We start from the raw sequence: 20,728 nt of genomic DNA on the forward strand, positions 1-20,728 counted from the left end.
CCCTTACCAGCGGTAGGTCACGTTGGCCCCGATGGTCCGGGGCGCGTTGTAGCGATTGGCCAGCGGAGCGCCGGCGTTCTGGAACTGCAAGAGGGCGATGGTCTTGTCCGCCAGGTTCTGGACGAACACCGCCGCCTGGATCTTGCCGACATCGACCCCGGCCCGCAGGCTGATCAGGTCGACCGGCCGCAGGTAGATGGCCGGCGTCGCCACCGTCACCGTGTCCTGCACCCCGCCGTCCTGGGCGTTGTAGGTGACGTTGCCGAAGCCCATGACCTTCTCGGTGATGCGGCGACGGTAGTCGACCGTGGCCGAGGCCGTCCATTTCGGGATCTGGGCGACCGACGAGCCGACCACCGGCAAGCCCGAATAGTTGTTCGGCGTCTCGACGTAGTGGGCCCGCTGGCGCGCGCCGTTGACACTGACGCTGAGCAGGCCGTCGGCGACGTGGAAGCGGCCGTCGACCGCCGCCGAGACCCCGCGCGCATGGACCGTGCCGCCGTTGATGTTGAAGATCGTGCCCGCCCGCTGGCAGGCGTTCAGCACCGTGCAGCCGTCGGTTATCGAGGTGATCGCGTTGTCGGTCGTCGAGCGATAGGTCGCCAGCCGCAGATAGATGTTGCGCGCCAGGTTGCCCTTGAAGCCGACCTCGTAGCTGGTCGTGTCTTCGTTGTCGTAGGTCGAGCGGAACGGGTTCGGCGCGGCCGGCGACGAGGTGCGGGCATTGACGCCGCCGGCGCGATAGCCCGTGCCGACCTTGGCGTAGACCAGCGACTGCATCGGACCAGGAATCCGATAGCTGGCCGTCAGAGTGTAGTTGGTCCGATCGGCGCCGAACACATAGGCCGCGCGCGGCGAGGCCGCCGTGCTGGTGTACAGCAGCACCGTCTCCTGGCTGGCCTTCTTCTTGTCGTGCGAATAACGCAGCTCGCCGGCGAAGGTGAAGTTGCCGGTGCGATAGCGGACCAGGCCGTAGCCCGAGATCGACTCGTTGCGCAGCGGCGCGCGGGCCGAAGTGCCGAAGGCGGCCGGGAAGATCGCGGGACAGGCCGTCGAGGTCGGCGTCGGCAAGAAGCACTGCGGCTGGTTGGGCGTGCCCGTGCAGATGCCGGCGTTCAGACGGAACGTACAGGGCGAGGTCGCCGAGTCCGTGCCGTTCAAGTCATGCTGGATCAGGTAGTCGGCGCCCGCCAGCCAGTCGATGCTGCCGTTCAGCGCCTGCCCGGCCAGGTGGAAGTCCTGATAGAAGGTGCGGTCCTTGGCCACTGTCGAGGTCTGGCCGAAGGGATAGAGGCCCAGCTGGCCGCTGCGCTGCAGCTCGGACTCCTTGGCGAAGTCGATCGCCGCCGCGTAGTCCTGTCGCGAGATCCAGTGGGTGGCCATGGTGGTCGAGGTCAGCTTGCCCCAGCCCAGGTCGTAGTCGGCCAGGATCATGGCCCGCTGGGCCTGCTGGTGGACGCCGTCCTTGCCGTCGTGCGGGATTACGAAGCGGTCCTGGGTCAGGCCCTGCGGGATCGCGGTGTTGACGCCCGGCGGCAGCACATAGGTGTTCAGGAAACTGGGCAGGTTCAGGTCCTGGGCGTCGACCAGGAAGGTGACGTCCAGTGGACCCTTGCGGTAGCGGACCTGGCCGCGGAAGATCCAGCCGTCGGTGTGGTCGTAGTACTTGTCGCTGTTGGGGTTGTAGAAGAACCCCTTGCTCTGACGGATGCCCTGGACGCCGACACGGACGGCGACCTCGTCGCTGACCTTCTCGTTGATCACGGCGGTCAGCTTGGTCTGCTGCAGGTCGCCGGTATAGTTGGCGCTGATATAGCCGCTGTCGTTGAACCTCGGCTTGGCCGAGACGATGTTGACCACGCCGTATTCGGAGTTGCGCCCGTACAGCGCGCCCTGCGGCCCCTCCAGCACCTCGACCCGCTCCAGGTCGAAATAGTCCATGTGGCGGAAGTTGCGGCCGCCCAGGGTGCTGGAACCCACATAGGCCCCGTTGACGAATAGGCCCACGCCCGAGTCCGCGCCCGTGGCGCGCTGAGTGCCCGAGCCGCGGATCGAGATTTCGCTCAGATTGTTGGACTGCAGGTCGTTGAACCGCACGCCCGGCATGGTGCGCAGCAGGTCACCGGTGCTGGTGGTCGGCCCCATGGCGTCCAGCTGCTCGGCGGTCACGGCCGAGATCGTCGCCGGGACATCCTTGAGGCTCTCTTCCTTGCGCTGGGCGGTGACGACGATCTCCTCGATCGCCTGGATGGTGTCTGGCGCGCGAGTCGTCTGAGCCGCTGCCGAAGATGCAACCGCGAGCGAAATTGACGCTGCGGACAAAAATAGCTGTCGCATACCCCCCTCCTTCTGACGCTTTTGTGCGCCGTTGATAAAAAGGATACACAGACGGTACGACGATGCTAGATGGATTGTTGAACAATATTCTCTGGATCGCTGATCCGAATTTCTATCAATGCCGTAGGGTTTAATCTAGTCCGACTTTCCGGATCTCGTTCGAAGCGCCAGAATGACCGTCACCGTTTTTCCTGAGGCCCTCGTCTCCATGCCTGAAGTCCAAGACCCGCCCGGCGCTGTCGACCTTGCGGCCTCGCTGCGTCGCCAGATCCAGGACGACGTCATTTCCCCAGGTGAGTGGCTGCGCGAGGCGCGGATCTGCAACGAGTTCGGCGTGGGCCGCTCGATCGCCCGCAAGGCGCTGCGCATCCTGGCCGACGACGGCCTGGTGGTGATCGAGGAGAACCGCGGGGCCTATGTCGCGGCCACGACGGTGCAGGAGGTGTTCGACCTCTACGAGGTGCGCGCCGCCCTCTATGGCTGCGCCGCCCGTTTCGCCTGCATCCGCGCCACACCCAAGCAGATGGCCGTGACGCTGGACCTGGTCGACACCCTGCTGACGGCGTCCGAGAGCGGCGCCTCGGCCGAGGATCTGATCCATCAGAGCGAGGTGATCTTCAGCCGCCTGGCCAGCGTGTCCAGCGCCGACGCCCAACGGATGATCGAGTCCATCCGTCGCAAGACCCGCTGGCACTATTCCTATGTCAGCCTGGCCGAAAGCACCGGCGGCGCGCCGTTCAATCACTGGCTGGTCGTGCGCGAAGGCCTGGCCAAGCGCGACGGCGCCATGGCCGCCGAGGGCGCGCGCAACATTCTCTATCACATGCAGAACGAGGCCATGCGCCTGATGATCTCGCGCGGCCACGGCCTGATGCCAGCCGAGGACACCCGGCCCGCGCGGGCGCGCAAAGCCTAGAAGGACATCGACATGACGTTCGCGATTTCCCGCCGCGCCGTGCTCGCCGGCGCGGGCGTCCTGGTCGCCTCCCCGGCCCTGGCGGCGCCCGACTTCCAGCCTGTGCTGGACTACGTGCAAGGTCAGAACACCACCGGCTTCCTGATCGTCCAGGATCGCAAGACGCTGGTCGAGAAGAACTGGCCCTTGCCCGCCGACGCTAACGCCTTCCGCCAGGCTTTCACCTACGGGACGGCGTCCGACGGCGCCTTGCTGGAGGACGTCGCCTCGCAGCAGAAGAGCTTCGTTGCCATGCTGCTCGCGGTGGCCATCGACAAGGGCCTGATCGACGTCGACAAGCCCGTCTCGGACTATGTGGGCAAGGGCTGGTCCAAGGCCTCGCCCGAGCAGGAGCAGGCGATCCGCGTGATTCACCTGCTGACCATGTCCTCGGGCCTGAACGAAGCCTTTGCCTTCGTCGCCTCGCCCGGCGACCGGTTCTTCTACAACACGCCCGTCTACGCGGTGACCAAGCGCATCGTCGCGGCGGCGGCCAAGGCCTCGCTGGAGACCATCACCCGCGACTGGCTGACCGCTCCGGCCGGCATGAGCAACACCGCCTGGCGTCAGCGCCCGGCCGCCCTGGGCAATGTCGGCAACGCCACGGGCCTGGTCACCACGCCGCGCGACACCGCCATCTTCGGCCAGGTCGTGCTGGATGGCGGTAAGGCCAGGGACGGTCGCCGCATCGTCTCGGAGAAGGCGCTGAAGTCGCTGTTCGAGCGTTCGGCGACCAATCCCGCCTACGGCCGCCTGTGGTGGCTGAACGGCGGGTCCGAAACCATCAAGAGCGGCGGCGTCCGCATGCCCGGCCAACTGATCCCTGCCGCGCCCGCCGACCTGGTCGCCGCCCTCGGCTTCATGGACCGGCGGCTCTATGTCGTCCCCAGCCGCAAGCTGGTCGTTGTCCGCACGGGCCAGGCGGCGACGGACAAGGACTTCGACCAGCAGCTGTGGCTGCGGCTGGCCAAGGTCCTCGGCTAGCGCCTCGCCCGCCTGGCCAGCATCCACGTGCTGGCCAGCGACACCAGGCACATCGCGGCCATGTAAACCGCGATCGACCCGCTGGATTTGAACCGCTCGAACAGCGCCGTGGCGATGATGGGCGCAAAGCCCCCGCCGAACACCGAGCCGATCTGGTAGCCCAGCGAGGCGCCGGAATAGCGGACCTCCACCGGGAACAGCTCGGCGAACAGCGCCGCCTGGGGTCCATACATCAGGCTGATCAGCACCAGCGCCACCGAGATCGCCACGGTGATAGCCAGCGGCGAACCAGTGTCGATCAGCGGGAACATAGCGAAGGCCCACAGGCCGCATAGCACCGCGCCCAACATGAAGATCCCGCGCCGGCCGTAACGGTCCGAGGCCGCGCCACAGGCGACCAGCACCGGGACCATGACGACGCTGCCGATCATCACCGCCGACAACATGGTCTCCTTGGAGACCCCGACGGTGGTCGCGCCATAGGCCACCGCATAGGTGATGGCGACGTAGAAGCAGACATTGTTGGCCACGAACGCGCCGCCGGCCAGCAGCACGTCGCCCAGGTGCTCCTTGAGAATCCGCACCAGCGGCGGGGCCTTGGGCTGATCGGTCTCGGCCTTGGCGGCTTGCGGCTCCTCCAGCGCGAACTGGACGTAGAGCCCGATCAGCACCAGGGCCACGCTCAGCAGGAACGGAACGCGCCAGCCCCAGTCCAGGAAATGGTCGGCCGGCAGCAGCACGCCCGCCAGCAGAAACACGACATTGGCCAGCACCACACCCAGCGGCACGCCGATCTGCACGAAGCTGCCGTAGAAACCCTGCTTGCCTGGCGGCGCGCTCTCGATCGCCAGCAAAGCCGCCCCGCCCCACTGTCCACCTACGGCCAGCCCCTGGACGAAGCGCAACAGCACCAGCAGCAGCGGCGCCAGGACGCCGGCCGTCGCATAGGTCGGCAACAGGCCCACGCAGGTCGTCGCCGCGCCCATGATCAGCAGCGCCACGGCCAGGACCCGCTTGCGCCCGAACAGGTCGCCGAAGTGGCCGAACAGCAGGCCACCGATCGGCCTCGCCAGGAACCCGACCGCGAAGGTGCTGAACGCCGCGATCTGGGCCACGAACGGCGGCAGGTCGGCGGGGAAGAACAGCTTGGGAAACACCAGCGCCGCGGCGGTCCCGTAGATGAAGAAGTCGTACCACTCGATCGCCGCGCCGGCCGAAGCCGTCACGGCGATCTTGATGATCGACGAGCCCGAAGGCGGCCTCGTACGGGCCATGGTTCCCTCCCCGCGCGCTCTGCCGGCGCGCTCCGTGATCAAAGGACTTCGAACAGCCCCGCCGCGCCCATGCCGCCGCCGACGCACATAGTGACGACCACGTGCTTGGCGCCGCGCCGCTTGCCTTCCAGCAGGGCGTGGCCGACCAGGCGCGAGCCCGACATGCCGTAGGGATGGCCCATGGCGATCGCGCCGCCGTTGACGTTCAGGAGCTCGTCCGGGATGCCCAGATGGTCGCGGCAATAGAGGACCTGGCAGGCGAAAGCCTCGTTCAGCTCCCACAGGCCGATATCGTCGATCGACAGCTCGAAACGCTCCAGCAACTTCGGGATGGCGAAGACCGGGCCGATGCCCATCTCGTCCGGCTTTGTGCCGGCGACGGCCATGCCGACATAGCGGCCCAGTGGCGCCAGGCCGCGCTTCTCGGCCAGGCCGGCTTCCATGACCACGCAAGCCGAGGCGCCGTCCGACAGCTGGCTGGCGTTGCCCGCCGTGACCACGCCGCCGGGTCGCACGGCCTTCAGGCCGGAGAGGCCTTCCAGCGTCGTCTCGGGACGGACGCCCTCGTCGCGGTCCAGGGTGACCTCGCGGTGGGAGACTTCCTGGGTGGCCTTGTCGACCACCTTCATGGTCGCCGTCATCGGCACGAGCTCGGCGTCGAAGCGGCCGGTCTGCTGGGCCGCGGCGGCGCGGTACTGCGAAGCGGCCGAATAGACGTCGCAGGCCTCGCGCGTGATCCCGTAGCGCGCCGCGACCGTCTCGGCGGTGTCCAGCATCGGCATGTAGGCGTCGGGATGCAGGGCCAGCAGGCCGGGATCCTGGTCGACCCGCAGCTCCGGCGTCTGGACCAACGAGATCGACTCCACGCCGCCGGCCACAATCACGTCCATGCGGTCGACGATGATCTGCTTGGCGGCCGTGGCGATGGTCATCAGGCCCGACGAGCACTGACGATCCATCGTCATGCCCGGCACGGTGACCGGCATGCCGGCCCGCAGCGCCGCCGTGCGGCCGATGGTCTGCTGGTAGCCCTGCGGCAGCGAGCAGCCGAGGATGCAGTCCTCGACCTCGCCCGGATCCACGCCGGCCCGCTCGACCGCATGGGTCAGGGCGTGGGCGGCCAGGGTCGGCGACGGGGTGTCGTTGAAGGCCCCGCGATAGGCGCGGCCGATCGGCGTGCGCGCCGTGGAGACGATGACGGCCTGACGCATCACGCGCGGCCTCCGGCGGCCTTGCTCATCAGCCCGGCGCTGGCGACTTCGCGCTCGGCCTGGGTGAAGCCGTAGGCCGGCACGATCTCGTCCTTGCGGTCGGCGACGCCGTCCCACAGCCGGATCACCTGCTCGCCCGCGTCGACGCCACCGCCGATGTAGTGGCCCTTCGTCAGGGTGATGTTAGCCGTCGCGAAGTGGCCCGCGCCAGCGCACAGGATGGCGCGGGTCGGGGCATCGTCGGAGACCAGGGCCAGCAGGCCCGGGCTGACCAGGGCTGGGTTCAGGCGCTGCAGGCTCTCTTCCGACAGCACGCCCTCGGTCATGCCCGTGGCCGCCGTAGGCGCCAGGCAGTTGACCCGCACATTGTACTTCTCGCCCTCGATGGCCAGGGTCTGCATCAAGCCCACCAGCGCCATCTTGGCCGCGCCGTAGTTGGCTTGGCCGAAGTTGCCGTACAGGCCCGAGGACGAGGTCGTCATGACGATGCGGCCATAACCCTGCTCGCGCATGATCCCCCAGACGGCCTTGGCGCAGACCGCCGCGCCCATCAGGTGGACGTCGACCACCAGGCGGAAGTCGTCCAGGCTCATCTTGGCGAAGGTCTTGTCGCGCAGGATGCCGGCGTTGCTGATCAGGATGTCGACCCGACCCCAGCGGGCCACGACCTGCTCGACCATCTGGGCCACGGCGGCCTCGTCGGTGACCGAGGCCGCCACGCCGATCGCTGCGCCGCCCAGGGCCGCGATCTCGGCGGCGACGCGGTCGGCCGCTTCCTGCGCAAGATCGTTGACGACCACCTTGGCGCCCTGGCTGGCCAGGTACAGCGCGTGGGCGCGACCCAGGCCGCCGCCCGCGCCGGTGACGATGGCGACACGTCCTTCGAGCAACATCGAAAATCCCCTTCTCGTTTCGCGAACCTAGGTTCGCACAATTCTTCACTAACTCGACAGTGAATGTTTTGAATAAGGCTCTGCCCTAGCGGAGGCGCCCGGAAGCTAGGCTGGAGCCCCCTTGCGGCCGCACACCGATAGGAAGCCGGCGGCCATGAACGCGGCCATTCGCTCCTTCACGGCGTGGAAATCGTCGGACCGGCAGACCCCGCCCGACAGCTTGTCGATCCGCCCGGTCCTGGCCAGGGTCAGCATCAGCGCCCCGGTGACGAAGTGGTAGCCCCAGAAGATGTCGGCCTCGGCGCAGTCAGGCAGCGCCCGCTTGAGCAGGTCGATCAGGCGCAGCACGACAGGATCGAAGTGCTGGTCCATCAGGTCCGCGCCCCACTCGGGCGTATTGGCCACCTGGGCGCCGAGGGCGGCGTAGTTCTTCCAGCCCTCCCCGCCCTCGATGTACAGATCCAGGTCGGTGTCGAGGAAGGCGCGCAGAGCGCCCTCCACGGTCGGCTTGCCCGCGCAGGCGGTCTCATAGTCCTCCAGCGCCCGCATCCGCCGCTCGCTGGTGATCACCGCCCGCCGCGCGAAGACCGCGTCGAACAGGGTCTTCTTGTCGTCGAAGTAGTAGTTCATCAGCGTGTGGTGCACGCCCACCATCTTGGCGACGTCCTTCAGCGTGACGCCGTGCAGCCCGTGCTTGGAGAACAGGTATTCGGCCGCGTCGAGGATCTGCTCCATCTTCTCGGCGCGCTGTTCGGCCTTGGTGTTGCGGCGGCGCGGCTGGGCTTCGGACACTTGGACTTCCATTCGTTGCGGACCGGCGGGGCGTCAGCCCGCGCCGTACTCCGACCTCAGCCGAATTTTGTCGATCTTGCCGGTCGACGCCAGAGGCATGCGATCCAGGCGGAAGACCGCGTCCGGGATCCACCAGCTGGCCACGCGGCCACGCAGTGACGCCAGCAGGACCTCGTCGCTGACCTCGCCCTGCGTTTCGACCAGCAGGATCGGCCGCTCGCCCCACTTGGGATGGGTGCGGCCGATCACGGCGGCGAGGGACACTTCGGGCAGCGCGCAGACCACCGCCTCGATCTCGGCCGGATTGATCCACTCGCCGCCGGACTTGATCAGGTCCTTGGCGCGACCGGTGATGATCAGATTGCCCTCGGCGTCGATGCGCGCCAAGTCGCCCGTGGCGAACCAGCCGTTGGCGTCGGTGGCCGAGGTCTCGAAGCCGAAATAACGCTCGATCACCGAGGTCCCGCGCACCCGCAGATGGCCCTCGACGTCGCGCTGCTGCGGCAAGGCCACGCCGTCGGCGTCGGTCAGCAGCAGGTCGACGCCCACCGCCGGACGGCCCGAGACCGCCGCCTCTGCCGGGGCGCTGAGCGGCGCCAGCGTGCCGCAAGGCGACAGCTCGGTCATGCCCCAGCTGGTCTGGACGCGCACGCCCAGGCGCTGCTCGATGCGCTCCATCAGGGCCGGCGGCATCGGCGCGCCGCCGACGATGATCCGCTTCAGCGACGGCAGGGTCTCGCCGGTAGCCTCCAGGTGCTCGATCAGGCCGAGCCACACCGTGGGCACGCCCACGCAGACCGTGACATTCTCGGCGGCGATCAGGCGGGCCAGGCTGGCGCCGTCGGCGTTGCGGCCGGGCAAGACCAGCTTGGCTCCGACGGCCGGCGTGGCGAACGGCAGGCCCCAGGCGTTGGCGTGGAACATCGGCACCACGGCCAGCACCGCGTCCGCGCCCGAGATCGCCATGCCGTCGACCTGCAGGACCCGCAGGGTGTGCAGGTAGCTGGAGCGGTGGGTGTAGGTCACGCCCTTGGGCGCGCCGGTGGTGCCGGAGGTGAAGCAGAGGCCGCAGGGCGCGGTCTCATCGAACTGGCCCCAGACGGCGCGGCGCGTCTCGGCGTCGACCAGCGGCGCCAGGGTCTGGCCCTCGGCCGCTTCGCCGTCGATGACCAGCAGCTTCGTCACGCCGGGCGCGGCGTCCATGATCTTGCGCGCCAGCGGCGCCAGGTCGGCCGAGGCGATCAGGATGTCGGCCTCCGACTGCACCACCATCGAGGCCAGTTGCTCGGCGGTCAGGCGCGGGTTCAGCGTGTGGCAGACCGCGCCCATGCCCATGATCGCGAACCAGACCTCGACATGGTCCTGGCTGTTCCAGGCCAGGGTCGCGACCCGATGGCCGGTCTTCACGCCCAGGCCTTCCAGCACGGACGAGACCCGCAGGGCGCGGTCGCGCAGGTCCGCATAGGTGATCCGATCGATCCGCCCGTCCTCGCGGCCGGTCACCACCTCCCCGTTCGATCGCCACTTGGCGGCATGGTCCAGGAACTTTTCGAGCGTCAGGGCGAAGGCCTGCATCTCGCCGTCAATCATCGACACTGGGTAACTCCGGGAGGAATTGGGGGCGAGACCACGCCGACGTTCCAGATCCAGGGCGTGTCGCCCTGGGCGCGGCGTCGGCACATGACGGTCTCGTTGAGTTCGTACATGCCCGGGCGCAGGTGCGCGCCAGGCTGGGGACCTTCGGCGAAGGTCATGTAGGCGCGCGCGGTCCCGTAGGGCTTCCAGGCGGGCTCGCCCTTCGCTGCGGGGACGCCATCACGAGCGAACGACGTCCAGTAACCGATCATGGCCGCCGACAGCTTGGCCTCGGCCGGCGTGTCGGGATTCTTCGGCCAGGCGGGCGGCGTCTTGTCGGGTGTGCCGAAAACATAGGGCAGCTCACTGGCGTGGAAGCCGTGCAGGCCCGCCGCCTCGGCCGCCGGATAGCCGTGGTCGAAGTAGTAGAGATAGCCCGGCGACCCGGCCGCCGTCTGCTTGGCGACCAGCCGCTCAGAGGTCCAGCCGTAGAGGGCGTCGCGCGGCGCCAGCAGCACGCTTTCAGGAACATCCGTGGACGGATAGAGATTCAGGAAGTCGTCCGCGAGGTCGCCGTAGCGGGCGCGGATTTCCTTCTCATAGGCCGCCGCATCGGCCGGCGGCGGCGGGGCCAGGAAGCGCAGCGAGCGGATCTCGCCGCTGTTGAAGCCGGCCAGGATCGGCACATGGGCCTGCTCGCCGGCGTCGAACGTGTCAACCAGCTGCTTGGGCAGGATCTTGCCGTCGACCGCGCCGAAGGTCTGGAAGCCCGCCATCAGGGCCGAGGTGGTGATCGTCTCGGCGTCCATGGCCCGCAGCTCGACCAGGCTCTTGGCGCCCAGCTTGGCGGCTGTGGCCGCGCCCATGGTCTCGGCCGGGATGTGACCGTACTTGGCGTCCCGCAACATCGGTGTCGAGACCATGTAGGCGCTCTGGGCGACGGCCTTGTGGAACAGCCCCCGCGCTGGCGGCGAGGCCATCAGGTACATGACGCTGAGCGCGCCTGCGGACTCGCCGGCGATGGTGACGTTGGCCGGATCGCCTCCGAAGGCGGCGATGTTGGCTTTCACCCACTTCAGGGCCGCGATCTGGTCCAGCAGGCCGTAGTTGCCCGAGACATGGTCGGGCGACTCCGCGCTGAGTTCCGGATGGGCCATGTAGCCCAGCACGCCCAGGCGGTAGTTGATCGAGACGACCACCACGCCCCGCTTGGCCAGGGCCGCGCCGTCATACATACCCTCGGCGCTGGAGCCGGCGATCAGCGAGCCGCCGTGGATCCAGACCAGCACCGGGGCCTTCTTGGCCTTGTCCGGCGTCCAGACGTTCAGCGAGAGACAGTCCTCGCTGAAGGCCCTCAGCGGCGAGGCGTAGATGCTGCCCGGACGCGGCTTGGGCTGTAGGCAGGCCGGGCCGAAGTCAAGCGCGTCGCGCACGCCGGTCCAGGCCGGCGCAGCGACCGGAGGCTTCCAGCGCAATGCGCCCACGGGTGGCGCGGCATACGGGATGCCCTTGAAGACCTGGAGACCGCCAGCCTCGACACCGCGAACGGCGCCGGCCGGAGCCTTGATGATGGGCTCGGCTTGGGCAGCGGGCGCGAGGGCCAGAACCGCCAGGGCCGAGATGAGAAGACGCTTGCTCATCACCCGCCCCTAGAACGCATAGCCCAGCCGCACCCCGGCCGTGCGCGGCCGCATGGTCGCGAATCGGCTGGCGAGGAAGGCTTCGGGATGGACATAGGTGATCGAGTGGTCGTCGAAGAGGTTCTCGATATAGGCTCCGATCGTCGTCTGGCCCATGGCCACGGCGAAGGTGGCGTTGACGTTCTGGTACGAGTCCGTGAAGCCGTAGGTCGGGCTGGTCACGGTCGGCTGGCCTGGCACGTGCGGGAACGAGCCCGGATACGAGCCGACATGCTGCAGCGAGACCGACAGGTTGGCCTTGGCCTTCGGCGTCAGGTCCCAGCCATAGTTGACGAACAGCGAGCCCTGCACCTTGGGCGAGGCCAGCCGCGCGCCGGCGACCGCGCCCGAGATCGCCGCCTCGGCCGGGGTCAGGTCGGTGACCTTGGCCTCGTTCAGCGAACCGTTCAGGCCGATGGTCAGGCCCTTGGCCGGGAAGGCCAGCAGCTCCAGCTCGATGCCCTTGCTGCGCGCCGCGCCGATGTTGGTGGCGAACTGGACGCTGTCGGAGACGCGATTGGCCTGGACCTGGATGTTGCTCCAGTCGATCAGGTAGACGGCGACATTGGCCGAGACCAGGCCGTTCAGGAACCGGCCCTTGGCCCCCAGCTCGTAGTTGGTCAGATCGTCCGATGAGGCGCCGTTCGGGATGATCAGGTCATTGGGATTGACCAGGCTGGGCCGGCCGGCGAAGCCATTGACCACCGGCGTGCGGAAGCCCGTCGAGACCGTGGCGTAGGTCGTCAGCGCCGACGTGGGCTTGTAGGACAGGCTGACCTTGAACGACGGCTTGCTGCCCGTCGCCTTGACGCCGGTCGCCGCCGTGAAGGGGGTCAGGGCCAGAGGCCCTCGGATGCCCAGCAGGGCGTAGGTGAGATAGGCGCTGGTATAGCCGCCAGCCTCGGTGAAGCCCTGGCTGTCGACCTTGCCGTAGCGGATGCCGCCCGTGGCCCAGACCTTGTCACTGAAGCGGTAAGTCAGCTGACCGAAGGCCGCCTTCTCGTGCGACAGGAAGTGGGTGTACTGGCGCTGATAGTACTCGTCCGGCAAGCCGGTGATGCCATGCGAGGTCAGGAAGGCCGGGTTGGAGCGGTAGAAGTAGTCCACGTCCAACCGGCGATCCATGTAGAAGCCGCCGACCACCCAGTCGACCTTGCCGCCCGGATCGGACGCCAGGCGCGCCTCTTCCACGAAGGTCTTCTGGAAGCCGCCCGCGTCCAGCGCGAAGGCCACGCCGCCGCCGAAGGTGCCGGCCAGGTCGACGAAGAACTTCTGGTCGAACTTGGAATAGGTCGACGAGCTGGTCAGGCGCGCGCCGTCGAACTGGTAGTCGATGGTGACATTGTGCGTGCGCAACTTGCCGACGAACAGGTCCGGCCGGTCCGAGATCCGCTTCTCGCGGCCCAGGGACGGGCTGATCATCGACGAGTCCTTGGGGTTGCTATCCTCGTACGAGAACAGCGCCTTCACCGTCAGGCGGTCGTTGGGCTTCCACATCAGGTTCGCGCGACCGCCCCAGTTCACCAGGGTGTTGGAGTTGTGGACGCCTGTGCCGACGTTATCGAGATAGCCTTCCTCGTGCCGATAGAAGCCGACCACGCGCAGGGCCAGCTTGTCATCGACGATCGGCAGGTTGAGCATGCCGTTGTAGCGCTGGCGGACTGAGTCCGAGCCGGTCAGGCCGACATCGACCAGGGCCGCGCCCTCGCGGCTGGAGAGGTTCGGCGCCTTGTTCAGGATACGCAGCGCGCCCGACAGCGAGCCCGAGCCGAACAGCGTGCCTTGCGGGCCGCGCAGGAACTCCACCCGCTCGACGTCGAACAGGTTGGGATCCAGCACCGTGGTGTTGCCGATGGTCGAGATCGGCAGCTCGTCGATATAGACGGCGACCGTGCTCTGCAGGTTGGCGCCATAGCCGTTGGTGGCGATGCCGCGCGCGGTGAAATTGTTGAAGTTGGCGGTGGCGCGGTTCAGCACCACGCCCGGCGTCTGGCGGGCCAGACCCTCGTAGCCGACGATGCCCTTGGCGGTCAGCTCCTTCTGGTCGAAGGCAGTGACGCTCAGCGGCACGTCCTGCAGCTTCTCGGGGCGGCGGGTGGCGGTGACGACGACTTCTCCCACCAGTTCGGCGTCCTTGCGGTCGCCCCTCCCCTGATCCGCGCCGGCCGTCTGGGCCAGCACCGGTGTTGTCGAAAACGCGACGAGCGCGACGGCGCACGCCGACGCAAGCAGCCCAGACTTCATGGCGTTCACTCCCCAGTGAGCGTCGATCGTTTGCGTCGACGTTGTGGGGTCACGGTGGCGGCGATCCGCGCCGCTGTCAACACTCACTCACACGCGTGTGAATATTGACGAACGATCGAGATTGAGGTCATCCTCACATCAAGCAAAGCTCGAGAACGGGCAGCTGGGAGGAAACCTTGAACGACCTCGAGCGCGATGGCGCCGCGGCTCTATCCGCGCGCCCAGACCACCCTCACCCTGTTCCTGACCGCCGCGCCTGGCTGGTGCTGGGCATGCTGTGGTTCGTCTATGTCCTGAACTTTCTGGACCGGCAGCTGATGTCGATCCTGGCCAAGCCGATCCAGGACACGCTGCACGTCTCCGACAGCCAGCTGGGGCTGATCGGCGGGCTCTATTTCGCGATGTTCTACTGCTTCATCGCCATCCCGGTCGGCTGGCTGGCCGACCGCACCAACCGCGTGGCGGTGCTGTCCCTGGCCTGCGGGATCTGGAGCGCGGCGACCGTGGCCTGCGGCCTGTCGCGCAGCTATGGCGAGTTTGCCCTCGCGCGGATGACCGTGGGGTTCGGCGAGGCCGGCGGCGTGCCGCCTTCCTACGCCATCATCACCGACTACTTCCCGCCGGGCCGACGCGGCACGGCGCTGGGCATCTACAATCTGGGTCCGCCGGTCGGGGCGGCGCTGGGGATCGCCTTCGGCGCGGCCATCGCGGCGGCGTTCAACTGGCGCTACGCCTTCATCATCCTGGGTGTGGTCGGCCTGATCGCCGCCGCCGTCCTGCCCATGATCGTCAAGGAGCCCAAGCGCGGCGGTCTGGACGGCGCCGGCCTCAAGCTCGAGAAGGCCGGCTTCTGGTCGACGCTGCGGATGTTCTTCTCGCGCCCGACCCTGGTGCTGGCCTCGCTGGGCAGCGGCGCGACCCAGTTCGTGACCTATGGCCTGGGCAACTTCACGACCCTGTTCCTGATGCGCGAGAAGGGCATGACCCTCAGCGAGGTCGCCGTCTGGTACGCCCTGGTGGTCGGCATCGGCATGAGCGCCGGCATCTACATCTCTGGCCGGGTCATCGACCGTTTCGCCCGCCAGTCCAAGACGGTCTACGCCCTGGCCCCGGTGATCTCGCTGACCCTGGCGATCCCGTTCTATCTGGGCTTCGTCTGGGCCCCGACCTGGCCGCTGGCCCTGGCGTTCCTGATCGGCCCGACCTTCCTGAACTACTTCTACCTGTCTTCGGCGGTGGCGCTGGTCCAGGAGGAGGTGCGGCCCGAGCAGCGGGTGATGTCCGGCGCTCTGCTGCTGCTGGTCATGAACTTCATCGGGCTGGGCCTAGGCCCCACCTATGTCGGCGCGGCCAGCGACTTCTTCAAAGCCAGCCATCCGCACAACTCGCTGCAGATGGCCCTCTATACGCTGACGCCGTTCTACGTGCTGGCGATCGGCCTGTTCCTGTGGCTGGCCCGGATCTTCCGTAAGGCCGAGAGAGCCTAAACCTTGAGGGCGATGAACCCGGCGGCCATGAAGCGGGCGATCCGCTTCTTGATCGCCGGGAAGTCGTCCGAATGGCACAGGCCGCTGGACAGGCGGTCGATCCGGCCCGTCCGCGCCAGGGTGTTCATCAGGGCGCCCGACACGAAGTGGTAGCCCCAGAAGATCTCCTCGTCGGCATAGTCCGGCAGGGCGCGCTTGAGGATGCCGACCAGCTTCAGGACCACCGGATCGAAGTGCTCGTCCATCAGCGCCGCGCCCTCGGGCGTGTTGCTGACCCTGGCGCAGAAGGCGGCGTAGTTCATCCAGTGCTCGCCGCCCTCCCAGTAGAGGTCGAGGTCGGTGTCGAGGAAGGCGTGCAGCGCGCCCTCGACGGTCGGCTTGTCGCCCGCCGCCAGTTCGTACTGCTCCAGGGCGATCATCCGCCGACCGGACGTGACCCCCGCACGCCGCGCGAACACGGCCTCGAACAGGTTGGTCTTGTCCTTGAAATAGTAGTTCAGCAGCGTGGTGTGGATGCCGACCCGCACGGCGACGTCGCGCAGGGTCACGCCATAGAGGCCGTTCTGCGAGAACAGGTACTCGGCCGCGTCCAGGATCTGCTCCAGGCTCTGGGCGCGCTGCTCGGCCTTAGTCCGCCGCCCCTTGCCCTGCTCCGCCGTCGCTCCCGCCAAGCCGTCCTCCTGGGTCCTTCGATACGCCGCGTAGTCGGGGCGCGGCGCGCTCCTGTCAATCGTTCCCATAGCGGCAACCACCCCATCCCGGGCCTACGACCATCTGGTCGAACAATGATCATTGACGCCGTAACGGCGATGCTACAACACTCACTCTTGTGAGAATGAGCGTTAAGAGACTCATTCAACGGGAGGGTTCGCCACATGAAAATCGGGCTATCCGGCGCGTCGGGCGTCGCGCTGCTCATCGGGATCGCGGGCTTCGGCGCGCCGGCCTGGTCTCAGGATCAATCCACGCAGGTTGAGGAAATCGTCGTCACCGGCTCCAACATCCGGGGCTCGGCGCTGGACGCCGCCCTCCCCGTCGAGGTCTATTCGCAGGCGGAGCTGGAGAAGCAGGGCTCGCCGACGGCGCTGGAGTTCGCCAAGAGCCTGACCATCTCGGGCCCGACGACGGGCGAGAGCTACTATTTCGGCGGCCCGGCCTTGGTCGGCTCGGTGAACTACAATCTGCGGGGCCTGGGGGCCGACAAGACGCTGGTCCTGCTGAACGGCCGGCGGATGAACCAGAACACCGCCAACGTCCCGTCGATCGCCCTGGCCCGCACCGAGGTGCTGAAGGACGGCGCGGCGGTGATCTATGGCGCCGACGCCACCGGCGGCGTGGTCAACTTCATCACCCGCGACCGGTTCGTCGGCCTGGAGGCGCAAGGCCAGTACAAACACATCAAGGGCTCGAAGGGCGACTACTCGGTCGGCGTGATGGGCGGCATCGGCGCCGACCGCGTCAACCTGCTGGTCTCGGCCGAGTACGAGCACCGCTCACGCCTGAACACCCTGGAGCGGAAGTTCACCGAGGCCTCGCTGAACCCGGTGACCGGCTACAACCCGGCGCCCTGGTCGACCCTGACCAACCTGACCGGCTGGCAGCCGCGCGGTCCGCTACCCGCCACGCCCACCGCCACCGACGTCGGCGAGTGGGGCGCGAACCTGGGCGGCATCGTCTCGGACTTCACGCCCGCCAGCTGCGCGGCCGTCGGCGGTCGCTACGACAACGCCTTCACCTGCGCCTACAACTACATCCCGTACTACCGGCTGGTGGAGAACCAGGACACCTACCGCCTGTACGCCCAGCTGAAGGCCGACATCACCGACACGATGAAGTTCCACATGGACGCGTCGTACGGCCGGGTGAACCTGCCCCAGGTGATGGGCTCGCCGGCCCAGCCGGTGTCGCGCGGTCCGGCCCTGACGACGGGCGCGGTCAACCAGTTCTATGTCCCGATCAGCAACCCGTTCGCGGCCGAGTTCGCGGCCAAGAACGGCATCGTCGGCGCCTCGGGCTTCACGCCGATCACCTACCGGCTCTTCGGTCACGGCGGGAACCCGTACTACTCGGGTGGTGACGGCTTCGGCGTGGCCGACCGCATCGACAACAAGGTCTGGCGCGTCTCGGCCGGACTGACCGGCGACCTCGGCGACCTGGCCCCGTTCGCCAAGAAAGTCGGCTACGATTTCGCCCTGACCTATAACGACGCCTACAACTACAACACCCACGCCGACACCATCGGCTATCGCCTTCAGGAGGCCCTGAACGGCTTCGGCGGCCCCAAATGCCAGGCCGTCGACCTGGATCCCAGCCGCTTCGGCACCCAGAACGCGGCCGCCGCCGGCAAGAACGGCTGCCAGTACTGGAACCCCTTCTCCAGCTCGTTCAAGGGCCAGCCGGTCCGGGGCCTGGCCAATCCGAACTACGTCGCCGGCAAGGAGAACCCCGAGGACCTGGCCCTGTGGATGTTCGATCCGCGCGCGGTCGAGACGCTGAGCCACAACTTCACCGCCGACCTGGTGTTCAACGGCCAGTCGGGCATCAAGCTGCCCGGCGGCGAGATCGGCTGGGCCCTGGGCGCGCAGTACCGTTCGCTGGCCAATCGCGTGAACGTGCCCAGCGCGTTCAACAATGGCTCGATCCAGTGCGAGTGGCCCAGCAACACCACCAGCGCCAATGGCCCGGGCTCGGGGAACCTCAACCCCACGCCGACCCCGACCACCAGCCCGAACTTCCGCGGCTGTACGCCGGACGCGCCTGGCCCGTTCGTGCTGTTCGCGCCGACCCTGCCCAGCCAGGCCGAGCAGAGCCAGTACTCGCTGTTCGGCGAGCTGCAGGTGCCGCTGTTCTCGAACGTCGACATCCAACTGGCCGCCCGCAGGGAGAAGTTCTCCAACGACCTGGGCGCGACGGTCTACAAGGTGTCGGGCAAGTGGAACGTCTGGGGGCCGCTGACCTTCCGCGCCTCGTATGGCACCAACTACCAGACCCCGCCGCTGGGCGTGACGCCGGGCGCCATCACGGTGGCCGCGCGCACCTACACCGTGGCGGCCAGCAACTGGCTGGCGGCGCAGTTCATCACCGACGCGGACCTCAAGCCCGAGACCGCCAAGACCGGCAACATCGGTGCGATCTGGCAGAGCCGAGGCTTGGCCGACGGCCACGACTTCCGCCTGATCATCGACTATTTCGACATCCGCACCAAGGACCAGATCGGCCAGGTCGCCGACCCGAACCAGATCGCCAGCCTGGTGTTCAACGGCGCGGGCGGCACGATCACCACCTGCGACGCGACCAAGCAGCCGCTGCTGGCCCGCATCAGCTTCAACAACGGCTGCACTGTGGGCATGAGCGGCGTAGGCAGCTTCTCGGCCGTCTCGACCCGTTACGGCAACGGCCCCGGCCAGACGACCAAGGGCTTCGACATCCAGGCCAAGTACGGCCTGCCGCTGGGCCCGGGCGACCTGGACATCAACGTCAACGCAACGCGTGTAACCGAGCTGCGCACCGGCCCGACCACCCTGGATGGCGTGACCATCTCGACCGGCGATGATCGCCTGGGCACGCTGAACTTCGCCACCTTCGCCCAGGCCGCGCCGAAGTGGCGCGCCAACCTCGGCGTCAACTATGGGCTGGGCCGCCAGAACTTCCGCCTGGGCGTCAACTTCGTCTCGGCGGTCAAGGACGAGCGGGCCGGCGTGCAGTACGGCGAGGACGGTGAGAAGTGGATCACCACCGACTTCACCTACCGGATCCAGTTGGGCGACGACATGGCTCTGACCGCGACCGTGGCCAACATCTTTGACCGCGATCCGCCGCCGGCCCAGGAGGAGTTCGGCTATGACCCGTGGACCGGCAACCCGCTGGGCCGGACCATCGAGATCGGCGTCAAGAAGGCGTTCTAGTTCTACCTCGCGCCTGGCGGGCGGCCTCGTGTCGCCCGCCATTTTTCTTTGAGAACCAATATGATCCGACGCGATCTTCTCGTCGCCGGCGCGGCTGCTCTAGCCTCTCCGGCTATCGCCCAGCCCAAGCGCGCCCTGCCCAAGGACTTCCTGTGGGGCACGGCGATCTCGGCCCACCAGAGCGAGGGCGGCAACACCAACAGCGACGCCTGGCTGATGGAGAACCTCAAGCCGTCGATGTTCAAGGAGCGCTCGGGCGACGCCGTCGACAGCTATCACCGCTACGGCGAGGACTTCGCCCTGGCCGCCGGCCTGGGCTTCAACACCTACCGCCTGGGCGTGGAGTGGGCGCGGATCGAGCCCAGCGAGGGCTTCTTCTCCAACGCCGAGCTGGACCACTACGCCCGCGTGCTGGAAGCCTGCCGCGCGCGCGGCCTCAAGCCCATCGTCACCCTGAACCACTTCACGACGCCGCTGTGGTTCGCCCAGCGCGGCGGTTTCGAGGTCGCCGACGCCCCGGCCCTGTTCGCCCGCTTCTGCCGCAAGGTGGTCGAGCGCCTGGGGCCGCTGATGCACATGGTCACGACGTTCAACGAGGCCAATATCCGGCTGCTGGTCGACCTGATGCCGGGAATCCAGGCTGTGATCCCGGTGGTCAAGGCCGCCATCGCCGCCGCCGCCAAGGCCACGGACTCGCCGCGCTTCTCGCGCCTGGCCTATGCCGATCCGGCGATCGTCACGCCGATCATGATCGAGGCCCACCGCCAGGCCTACGACGCCATCAAGCAGGCGCGCCCGTCCCTGCCGGTCGGCATCACCCTGACGACGCAGGACATCCAGTCGGACGACCCGGCCCTGGTCGCGCTCTATCAGCGCAAACTCTACGGCGACTGGGTCGAGGCAGCCCGCACCCATGCCGACTTCTTCGGGGTCCAGACCTACACCCGCTTCGTGGTCGACGCGCACGGCGTGAAGGCCCCGCCGCCCGGCACCGAGCTCACCCTGTCGGGCTACGAGTTCTATCCGCAGGCCCTGGCCAACACGATCCGCTGGGCGCACCGGGCAATCGGCAAGCCGATCTATGTCACCGAAAGCGGCGTGGCCGTGGCGGACGATACGCGCCGGATCGCCTTCATCGACCAGGCCCTAGCCGGCGTGCGCCAGTGCATCGACGACGGCATCCCGGTGCACAGCTATCTCTACTGGTCGCTGCTGGACAATTTCGAGTGGACCTCGGGCTACGGCGTGCCGTTCGGCCTGGTCGCCGTGGACCGCCAGACGTTCAAGCGCACACCGCGCCCCAGCGCCCTGCACCTGGGCCGCATAGCCAGGGCCAACGCGATCTAGGTCTACGACCACGCGCGCCTTGCCGTGACAGCGCTGCCAGCTAGG

The 20,728-nt window shown here is 67.7% G+C and carries 14 protein-coding genes; 5 read left to right on the forward strand and 9 right to left on the reverse strand.

Annotation, left to right across the window (positions count from 1 at the left end; all coding sequences use genetic code 11):
* Positions 1 to 3 precede the first annotated feature (3 nt).
* The gene (locus tag AC1RRR_RS05420; RefSeq protein WP_492811144.1) at positions 4 to 2,337 is read right to left on the reverse strand and encodes a TonB-dependent receptor; all 2,334 of its coding nucleotides are present in this window, start codon (positions 2,335 to 2,337) and stop codon (positions 4 to 6) included.
* 172 nt (positions 2,338 to 2,509) lie between these two features.
* Here AC1RRR_RS05420 and AC1RRR_RS05425 point away from each other — a divergent pair, with 172 nt between their 5' ends.
* Positions 2,510 to 3,253, forward strand: coding sequence for a GntR family transcriptional regulator (locus tag AC1RRR_RS05425; RefSeq protein ID WP_492811146.1), 744 nt, complete (start codon positions 2,510 to 2,512; stop codon positions 3,251 to 3,253).
* Positions 3,254 to 3,265: 12 nt separating this feature from the next.
* Positions 3,266 to 4,276: a serine hydrolase domain-containing protein gene (locus AC1RRR_RS05430; protein WP_492811147.1), complete on the forward strand. Its 1,011-nt coding sequence runs from the start codon at positions 3,266 to 3,268 to the stop codon at positions 4,274 to 4,276.
* Here the strand turns inward: AC1RRR_RS05430 and AC1RRR_RS05435 are convergent.
* From AC1RRR_RS05435 to AC1RRR_RS05465, 7 genes are all read right to left on the reverse strand, one after another.
* The gene (locus AC1RRR_RS05435; RefSeq protein WP_492811149.1) at positions 4,273 to 5,550 is read right to left on the reverse strand and encodes an MFS transporter; all 1,278 of its coding nucleotides are present in this window, start codon (positions 5,548 to 5,550) and stop codon (positions 4,273 to 4,275) included. The two genes, AC1RRR_RS05430 and AC1RRR_RS05435, sit on opposite strands and share 4 nt — an antisense overlap.
* 38 nt (positions 5,551 to 5,588) lie before the next feature.
* On the reverse strand, positions 5,589 to 6,761 hold the full coding sequence (locus tag AC1RRR_RS05440) for an acetyl-CoA C-acyltransferase (RefSeq protein WP_492811150.1): 1,173 nt from the start codon (positions 6,759 to 6,761) through the stop codon (positions 5,589 to 5,591).
* Positions 6,761 to 7,654: an SDR family NAD(P)-dependent oxidoreductase gene (locus AC1RRR_RS05445; RefSeq protein ID WP_492811152.1), complete on the reverse strand. Its 894-nt coding sequence runs from the start codon at positions 7,652 to 7,654 to the stop codon at positions 6,761 to 6,763. The genes AC1RRR_RS05440 and AC1RRR_RS05445 overlap by 1 nt, the downstream gene beginning before the upstream one ends.
* 105 nt (positions 7,655 to 7,759) lie before the next feature.
* Positions 7,760 to 8,458: a TetR/AcrR family transcriptional regulator gene (locus tag AC1RRR_RS05450; protein ID WP_492811154.1), complete on the reverse strand. Its 699-nt coding sequence runs from the start codon at positions 8,456 to 8,458 to the stop codon at positions 7,760 to 7,762.
* 21 nt (positions 8,459 to 8,479) lie between these two features.
* Positions 8,480 to 10,036 carry an AMP-binding protein gene (locus tag AC1RRR_RS05455; protein WP_492811774.1) on the reverse strand — a complete coding sequence of 519 codons (1,557 nt, stop codon included), beginning with the start codon at positions 10,034 to 10,036 and terminating at the stop codon, positions 8,480 to 8,482.
* A complete protein-coding gene (locus AC1RRR_RS05460) occupies positions 10,033 to 11,661 on the reverse strand; it encodes a carboxylesterase/lipase family protein (protein ID WP_492811156.1) in 1,629 nt (542 codons plus the stop codon). Before AC1RRR_RS05460 ends, AC1RRR_RS05455 begins: the two co-directional genes overlap by 4 nt.
* A 9-nt stretch (positions 11,662 to 11,670) precedes the next feature.
* A complete protein-coding gene (locus AC1RRR_RS05465; RefSeq protein WP_492811157.1) occupies positions 11,671 to 13,944 on the reverse strand; it encodes a TonB-dependent receptor in 2,274 nt (757 codons plus the stop codon).
* A gap of 176 nt (positions 13,945 to 14,120) precedes the next feature.
* Between AC1RRR_RS05465 and AC1RRR_RS05470 the strand changes: the two genes are divergently transcribed.
* Positions 14,121 to 15,431: a spinster family MFS transporter gene (locus AC1RRR_RS05470; protein ID WP_492811159.1), complete on the forward strand. Its 1,311-nt coding sequence runs from the start codon at positions 14,121 to 14,123 to the stop codon at positions 15,429 to 15,431.
* Here AC1RRR_RS05470 and AC1RRR_RS05475 read toward each other — a convergent pair.
* Positions 15,428 to 16,102: a TetR/AcrR family transcriptional regulator gene (locus tag AC1RRR_RS05475; RefSeq protein ID WP_492811161.1), complete on the reverse strand. Its 675-nt coding sequence runs from the start codon at positions 16,100 to 16,102 to the stop codon at positions 15,428 to 15,430. The two genes, AC1RRR_RS05470 and AC1RRR_RS05475, sit on opposite strands and share 4 nt — an antisense overlap.
* Positions 16,103 to 16,306: 204 nt before the next feature.
* On the opposite strand from AC1RRR_RS05475, the gene AC1RRR_RS05480 reads away from it, so the two are divergent.
* Both AC1RRR_RS05480 and AC1RRR_RS05485 read left to right on the forward strand, forming a co-directional pair.
* On the forward strand, positions 16,307 to 19,336 hold the full coding sequence (locus AC1RRR_RS05480) for a TonB-dependent receptor domain-containing protein (RefSeq protein WP_492811163.1): 3,030 nt from the start codon (positions 16,307 to 16,309) through the stop codon (positions 19,334 to 19,336).
* A gap of 60 nt (positions 19,337 to 19,396) precedes the next feature.
* Positions 19,397 to 20,683, forward strand: coding sequence for a glycoside hydrolase family 1 protein (locus tag AC1RRR_RS05485; RefSeq protein ID WP_492811165.1), 1,287 nt, complete (start codon positions 19,397 to 19,399; stop codon positions 20,681 to 20,683).
* The last annotated feature ends 45 nt before the right edge of the window (positions 20,684 to 20,728 follow it).

It is taken from the genome of Caulobacter sp. GW821-FHT12D05 (assembly GCF_058807295.1).